This window comes from Blastococcus sp. URHD0036 (assembly GCF_000701365.1).
Taxonomy (GTDB): Bacteria; Actinomycetota; Actinomycetes; order Mycobacteriales; family Geodermatophilaceae; genus Trujillonella.
On record NZ_JNIK01000004.1, the window covers coordinates 213,832 to 220,350 of the forward strand.

Genomic DNA, 6,519 nt, shown 5'->3' on the forward strand with positions numbered 1-6,519 from the left:
GGTTGAGTCTCGCGCAGCACGTCGACGCGCTCCGCTCAGGTGACCGGCGTCTCGCCGGGCTCGGCGAGGCGATGCACTCGGCCATGGCCCGGCTGTACCCGATCTGCCGCAGCATCACCGGGGACGGCGTACGGGCGACCCTCGACGTCCTCGCGGAGTCCCTCGACATCCAACGGTCGGCCGTGCCCTCGGGAACCCAGGCGTTCGACTGGACCATCAACGACGAGTGGAACGTCCGGGACGCCTACATCGCCGACCAGCAGGGCCGCCGCGTCGTCGACTTCCGCCAGCACAACCTGCACCTGGTCGGCTACAGCGTCCCGGTCCGCGCCACCATGACGCTCAGCGAGCTACGGCCGCACATGCACACGCTGCCGGACCACCCCGACTGGATCCCGTACCGGACCAGCTACTACAGCCGCGACTGGGGGTTCTGCCTGTCGGATCGCCAGTTGGGGGCGATGGACGAGGGGCCCTACGACGTCGTCGTCGACACCACCCTCGCGCCTGGAGAGCTGACGTACGGGGAGCTCGTGATCCCCGGGGACAGCGCCGAGGAGGTGATGATCACCTCGCACGTGTGTCATCCGTCGCTGGCGAACGACAACTGTTCCGGGCTCGCAGTCGCCACCCAGCTCGCACGTCACCTGTCGGGCCTGCCGTCGCGGCGGTACACCTACCGCTTCCTGTTCGCGCCGGGGACCATCGGCTCGATCACCTGGCTGAGCCGTAACGCCGACGTGCTCCCACGCCTGCGGCACGGGCTGGTGCTCACCGGGCTCGGCGGCACGGGCAGCCTGGTCTACAAGCGCACGCGGCGCGGCGACCGGGACATCGACCGGGCCGCTGCCCACGTCGTCTCCCGGCGCGGCGGGGAGATCCGGCCCTACTCGCCCTACGGATACGACGAGAGGCAGTTCAACGCCATCGGCTTCGACCTGCCGTTCGGCCGGCTGTCGCGGACGCCGCACGGGGAGTACCCCGAGTACCACACCTCGGCGGACGACCTCTCCTTCGTGAAGCCGACGGAGCTGGCGGAGTCCTACCTGGCCGTGCTGGAGGTCCTCGACGTCCTGGAGAACGACGTCCGCTTCGAGAACCTCAGCCCGTTCGGGGAGCCGCAGCTGGGGAAGCGAGGCCTCTACCCGTCCACCGGCGGGAAAGCGGCCACTGATGAGGTCATGGCGATGCTGTGGGTCCTCGCGTACTCCGACGGGTCGGCGTCGCTGCTGGACATCGCGGCCGTCGGCGGTACCGACTTCGCGGATGTGCGTGGTGCCGCGGCGAGCCTCCACGCAGCAGGCCTGCTGACTCCGACCCGTGGTCCCGGCGAACCGCCGTGACGGTCAGTGCGCTGTCGTCAGCGACCGCATCGCCACTTCCGAGGGCGGCGGTGGCGAGGTCTGGCAGACAGTCGAGATCCGGGGGCCACGGCCCGCGGCCGGCCTGGCATCGGCGGCCCGCACCGTGCGACCCAGCAGCATTCCGACGCCGAGGGACGCCACCAGCCAGGCGGAGGCGAACAACAGGATCAGCAGCATGAGGTGTCCTCCTGCGCTACGGCGGCTCCCGTCCAGCCCATCCGCTGTGACCGCTGTCCCCCACGGGCGGCTACACCTCGGGACATCCCCGGTTCATGCGGCGGCGAAACCCCGTGTCATCCGCCCGACGGAATCCGGGGAGCGCACGTGACCGCACGGGTGGACCGTCGGCCTGCTCGACCGTCCGCGACGGGCGGCATCGGATACTCGGACCATGGCGTTCGACCAAGCGGTTCTCGACTACGTCGTCGAGCACCGGACCAGCTGGGCGGACTCCTTCGCCCGCGGCCTGATGGACGCGGGGCAACCCGCCGCCACCTATGTGACCGCTGCGGCTGTCGCGCTGGTCTGCGCGTGGGTGTTCCGCGCGTGGTGGGCGGTCGCTGCGGCGCTGATCGGGTCGTTCGCGGCCACCATCGTCGCCGAGGCCGCGAAGGAGTGGATCGGCCGCCCGCGACCGCCGCTGGCGCAGGCGCTGGTGGACCACGGCGGCGGCTACGCGATGCCCTCGTCGATCGGCGCACTCACGGCCGGCGCCGCCGTGCCTCTCATGCTCTTCGCCTGGCGCTCCGGGACCCGGACCGGGCGACTGGTCGCCGTCCTCCTCGGCGCCGGCACCGTCCTGGTCGGCGTGTGCATGGTCTACCTCGGCGCGCACTGGGTGACCGACGTCCTCGCCGGCTGGGCGCTCGGTGCCGCGATCGGTTACGGCGCCTCCCGGGTTCTGGACCGCCGCACGTGGCGGCAGCGCGCACCGGCGGTCTGATCGCCCGTCCGGGTGCGTTCCGGAAGTGATGGTGCACGAGACGGTCCACAGGTGGGCCTCCGCGGTTAGGCTTCCGCCGCTCGACACCAGTACGCCAGGTCCCGTGGGAGTGCGGGGCGCGACCAGGGAGGCACAGTGACCCGCGGGCTCGTCTTCGACGTCTACGGTGCCGGTGGCCACGCCCAGGTCGTCATCGACGTCCTCCGCGCGCTCGGGATCGACGTGCGGCACCAGTACAACGACACACCGGCGAACCAGCACCCGGCCAGCCGGAGCGTCCAGCAGGGCATCCGCATCGTCGGCCCCGACCGGTTCCCGAAGCTCGACGTCCCGCTCGTCCTGGCCGTCGGCTTCAACGGCGAGCGCGCCGAGCTGGCGCAGGTGCTCCAGGCGGAGTTCGGGACCGCCGTCCACCCCAGCGCGATCGTGGCGCCGACGGTGCGGATCGGAGAGGGGACCGTCGTGCTGCACGGCGCGATGCTCCAACCGAACGCGACGATCGGGCGCCACGTGCTCATCAACACCGGTGCGAGCGTGGATCACGACTGCGTGATCGGCGACTACGCGCACATCAGCCCCCAGGTGGCGCTCAGCGGGCACGTGACGGTGGGGGAGGGGACGCACGTGGGTGTCGGGGCGGTGGTGATCCCCAAGGTCACCATCGGCCGGTGGTGCAAGGTCGGCGCCGGCACGGTCGTCATCCACGACGTCCCCGATCACTGCACCGTCGTCGGCAACCCGGCGAGGGTCGTGCCGAACCGGCACGGGGAGGTGCCGCCGGACCCCCTGTTCATCAGCTCGGGGGGTCGGGCCAAGACGGGGGCCGGAGTCGGATGACGCAGTTGACCACCTGTCGGAGCGACCTGGACGACGGCGCAGCAGGCGCACCGCTGTACGACCTCGCCTTCGTCGGCGCCGGGGCCTCGACGTCCTACGTCCTGCTCGCCCTTCTCGGCGCGCTCGCCACGGCGCCGCCGCCGCGCGCCCTGCGCATCGCCGTCGTCGAGCGGGCCCGCGACCCCTACCCCGGTCTGGCCTACGGTAGCCGCGCTGCGCGGACCGCCCTCCTCATCACGCCACTGCGCGACTTCCTCCCCGACGGAGAGCGGAAGCACTTCACCGACTGGCTGGCCGCGAACAAGGACTGGGCCTTCGACGAGTACCTCGCCGCCGAGGGCCCGGTGTCGGCCCGGTGGTGGCAGCGGCACAGCGAGGCGGTTGCCAGGGACGACTTCGAGGACCTCTTCCTCCCGCGCCACGTGTTCGGCACCTACCTCGCACTGCGGGTCCGGGACGCCGTCGACCAGGCGGCCGAGGCCGGTGCAGCGATCGTCGACGTCGTCCGCGACGAGGTCGTCGCCATCGAGACGGGGCCGTCGGCCCACCGTCTCTCGTGCCGCGGTGGCACGGTCCTCGCCCGGCAGACCGTTCTCGCGACCGGTTCCTCCACGATCCAGCCGCGACTCTCCGGCGCGGCACCCACCGCCGCAGCGGTGCTCGTCGACGACCCGTACGACGGGATGGACGACGTCGCCGGGCGGATCCGCGAGTCCCTCGAGCGGATGGGGCCCGACGAGCCCGCCCCCCACGTGGTGCTGCTCGGCGGCAACGCCGGCACCATGGACATGCTCTACCAGGTCGCCGACCTGGACGTCGTGGCAGCCCGCGGCGCAGTGGTCACCGTGCTCTCCCCCCGCGGCGAGCTGCCCGAGCGCATGGAGCGGGCCCGGGAAGACGTCCCCTTCACCGCGGAGTGCCTCGGCGCGCTGACGGAGGGGACCGGCGTGACGGCGGCGCAGGTCTTCGAGGCGGCGCTCGCCGACCTCGAGCGCGGCCGCCGAGCCGGCTACTCCGTGGCCGACACCCTCGCGCCCATCTCCGAGGGCGTGATGGCCGTCCTGCCCCGGCTGTCGGCCGAGGAGACCCTCGAGTACGCCGGGCACTGGGGCGTCGAGCTCGGGCGGCACCAGCGGCGTGCGGGTTGGGAGTACTGGGAGGTCGTCGAGGAGCTGACCGCGGCCGGTCGACTCTCGGTCGTCGGCGGCAGCTTCACCGGCCTCGAGGCCACCGAGGGCCGCGGGGTGCGCGTGCTCTACGAGCGTGGTGGGGTCCGGACGGAGCTCGACCGTCCTGCGGACGTCGTCATCAACTGTGCTGGTCCGGCCCGTCACCTCCGCGACACCGACCCGTCGCTGGTGGCGACGCTGATCGACGAGGGCGTCGTCCGTCCCACCGCCTACGGAGGCGGCATCGAGGTGCAGCCGTCGCTGGAGGCCGCTCCGGGGCTGCACGTCATGGGTCCGCTGCTCGCCGGCAACCTCGTGCACGGGCGGCCGGTGTGGCACATGGAGCACTGCGGGCGGATCAGCGCCTTCGGTACCGCGCTCGGCATCCAGCTGGCCGAGAGCCTCACAGCAGACGTGCGGACCCCGGCCGGCTGAGCGCCGGAGGCGACGAGCAGCCGGTCAGGCGGCCGCCTTCTCCGTCCGCTACCGGGCGCCGGTGACGGGGCCCGTCACCGGCGCTCGCCCAGGAAGGTGCCGAGCGCGCGGAAGACCGTCTCGACCTGCTCGGCCGTCAGCGCGGACCCGCTCGGCAGCGTCAGTCCGGTGGCGAACAGGTGGTCGGCCGAACCGTCGAGGAACGACCGCGCGCCGGCGAAGACCGGCTGGCGGTGCATCGGCTTCCACAGCGGACGGGACTCGATTCCGGCCCCGTCCAGGAACGTCCGCAGGTCGTCTGACGACCAGCCGGCCGTCTCCGGGTCCACGAGCACCGCGGTGAGCCAGCAGTTGTCGGCCGCGTCGCCCGCCCGCTGGAAGACACTCGCGCCCGGTACCCCGGCGAACGCGGCGGCGTACTGCTCACGCAGTGCCCGGCGCCGCCCGATCATGCCGTCGAGCCGTTCGAGCTGGGCCAGGCCGAGGGCCGCCAGCACGTTGCTCAGCCGGTAGTTGTAGCCGATCTCGGTGTGCTCGTAGTGCACGGCGGGCTGGCGGGCCTGGGTGCTCAGGTAGCGCACCCGGTCGGCCAGCGCTCCATCGTCGGTCAGCAGCATCCCGCCGCCGCTGGTGGTCATGATCTTGTTGCCGTTGAAGGAGAGCGCGGCGGCGTGCCCGTACGACCCGGCCGGCCGGCCCGCGCACGAGGCGCCGAGCGCTTCGGCGGCGTCGGCCAGCACGGGAACGCCGTAGCGCTCGCAGATCGCATCGAGCCGGGGGTAGTCCGCCGAGCGACCCAGCAGGTCGACCGGCACGACCGCGGCCACCCGGGTGCCCTCCGCAGTCAGCTCGCCGAGCGCCCGCTCGAGCAGTTCGGGGGAGAGCAGGCCGGTCTCGGGGTCGCAGTCGACGAAGACGGGCTCGGCGCCCGTGTAGACCACCGCGTTCGCCGTGGCGGCGAAGGTCATGGTGGGCACGATGACCGCGGTGCCGGCTCGCGCGCCCAGCTCCAGCAGCGCCAGGTGCAGCGCGGCTGTACCGGAGGAGAGAGCCACGGCGTGGCCTCGGCCGCAGCGCTCGGCCATGCGCGCCTCGAACTCGTCGACCTTCGGGCCCAGCGGGGCGATCCAGCCCGACGCGATGGCCTCGGCGACCAGCTCCTGCTCTCGCTCGCCGACGTCGGGCGAGGACAGCAGGATCCGGGGCCGGGGTGGCGCCGCCGTCACCGCGAGACCGCGGTGTGCCGGTCGCTACGCGAGCCGTCGTCCACCAGCTGGGCCGGGACGATCCCCCGGGCCGCGACGTTGCTCGCGGGGGCGAGCGTGTAGCGGGGCCCGAGCCGGTCGAGCTCGATCGGCTCGAGCGCGGGCACGGGCACGTGGCTGATCATCGGGTGGATCGGCCGGCTGTCCCCCTCGCCCGCGCCGAACAGGTCCTCGTGCAGCTTCTCTCCCGGGCGCAGACCGGTCACCTTGATGGCGATCGGCCGGTCCTCGAGGCCGATGAGGTGTGCGGCGACGTCGCCGATCCGCACGGGCGTCCCCATGTCGAGGACCAGAGCCTCCCCGCCCCGGCCGATGGCGCCGGCCTGGATCACCAGCTGGACCGCCTCGGGGATGGTCATGAAGTAGCGGGTGACCTCGGGGTCGGTGATGGTCACCGGCCCACCGCGGGCGATCTGCGCCGCGAAGGTCTCGAGGACGGAGCCACGGCTGCCCAGGACGTTGCCGAAACGGACGGAGAGGAACCGGCCCGCGGTGCGCTGGGCGTA

The 6,519-nt window shown here is 72.7% G+C and carries 7 protein-coding genes; 4 read left to right on the forward strand and 3 right to left on the reverse strand.

Annotated features, from left to right (window positions below):
* Positions 1–2: 2 nt before the first annotated feature.
* Positions 3–1,343 carry a DUF4910 domain-containing protein gene (locus tag N555_RS0104695; protein ID WP_197028902.1) on the forward strand — a complete coding sequence of 447 codons (1,341 nt, stop codon included), beginning with the start codon at positions 3–5 and terminating at the stop codon, positions 1,341–1,343.
* A 3-nt stretch (positions 1,344–1,346) separates the two neighbouring features.
* On the opposite strand, the gene N555_RS0104700 is transcribed toward N555_RS0104695, so the two are convergent.
* On the reverse strand, positions 1,347–1,541 hold the full coding sequence (locus N555_RS0104700; protein WP_029430345.1) for a hypothetical protein: 195 nt from the start codon (positions 1,539–1,541) through the stop codon (positions 1,347–1,349).
* A 214-nt stretch (positions 1,542–1,755) separates the two neighbouring features.
* Here N555_RS0104700 and N555_RS26620 point away from each other — a divergent pair, with 214 nt between their 5' ends.
* The 3 genes from N555_RS26620 to N555_RS0104715 all read left to right on the forward strand — a co-directional run bounded on the left by N555_RS26620 (position 1,756) and on the right by N555_RS0104715 (position 4,748).
* Positions 1,756–2,307, forward strand: a complete 552-nt coding sequence (locus tag N555_RS26620) for a phosphatase PAP2 family protein (RefSeq protein WP_051683747.1) — start codon at positions 1,756–1,758, stop codon at positions 2,305–2,307.
* 135 nt (positions 2,308–2,442) lie between these two features.
* Positions 2,443–3,144, forward strand: a complete 702-nt coding sequence (locus N555_RS0104710) for an acetyltransferase (protein ID WP_051683748.1) — start codon at positions 2,443–2,445, stop codon at positions 3,142–3,144.
* A complete protein-coding gene (locus N555_RS0104715; RefSeq protein ID WP_029430348.1) occupies positions 3,141–4,748 on the forward strand; it encodes an FAD/NAD(P)-binding protein in 1,608 nt (535 codons plus the stop codon). The genes N555_RS0104710 and N555_RS0104715 overlap by 4 nt, the downstream gene beginning before the upstream one ends.
* A 74-nt stretch (positions 4,749–4,822) precedes the next feature.
* Here N555_RS0104715 and N555_RS0104720 read toward each other — a convergent pair whose 3' ends face one another.
* Together N555_RS0104720 and N555_RS28580 are read right to left on the reverse strand one after the other, a co-directional pair.
* Positions 4,823–5,974 (reverse strand): DegT/DnrJ/EryC1/StrS family aminotransferase, encoded by a 1,152-nt coding sequence (locus N555_RS0104720; protein ID WP_029430349.1) that lies wholly within the window; start codon positions 5,972–5,974, stop codon positions 4,823–4,825.
* A partial coding sequence (locus N555_RS28580; RefSeq protein WP_029430350.1) for a polysaccharide biosynthesis protein occupies positions 5,971–6,519 on the reverse strand: 549 nt, incomplete at its 5' end. The genes N555_RS0104720 and N555_RS28580, both read right to left, overlap by 4 nt.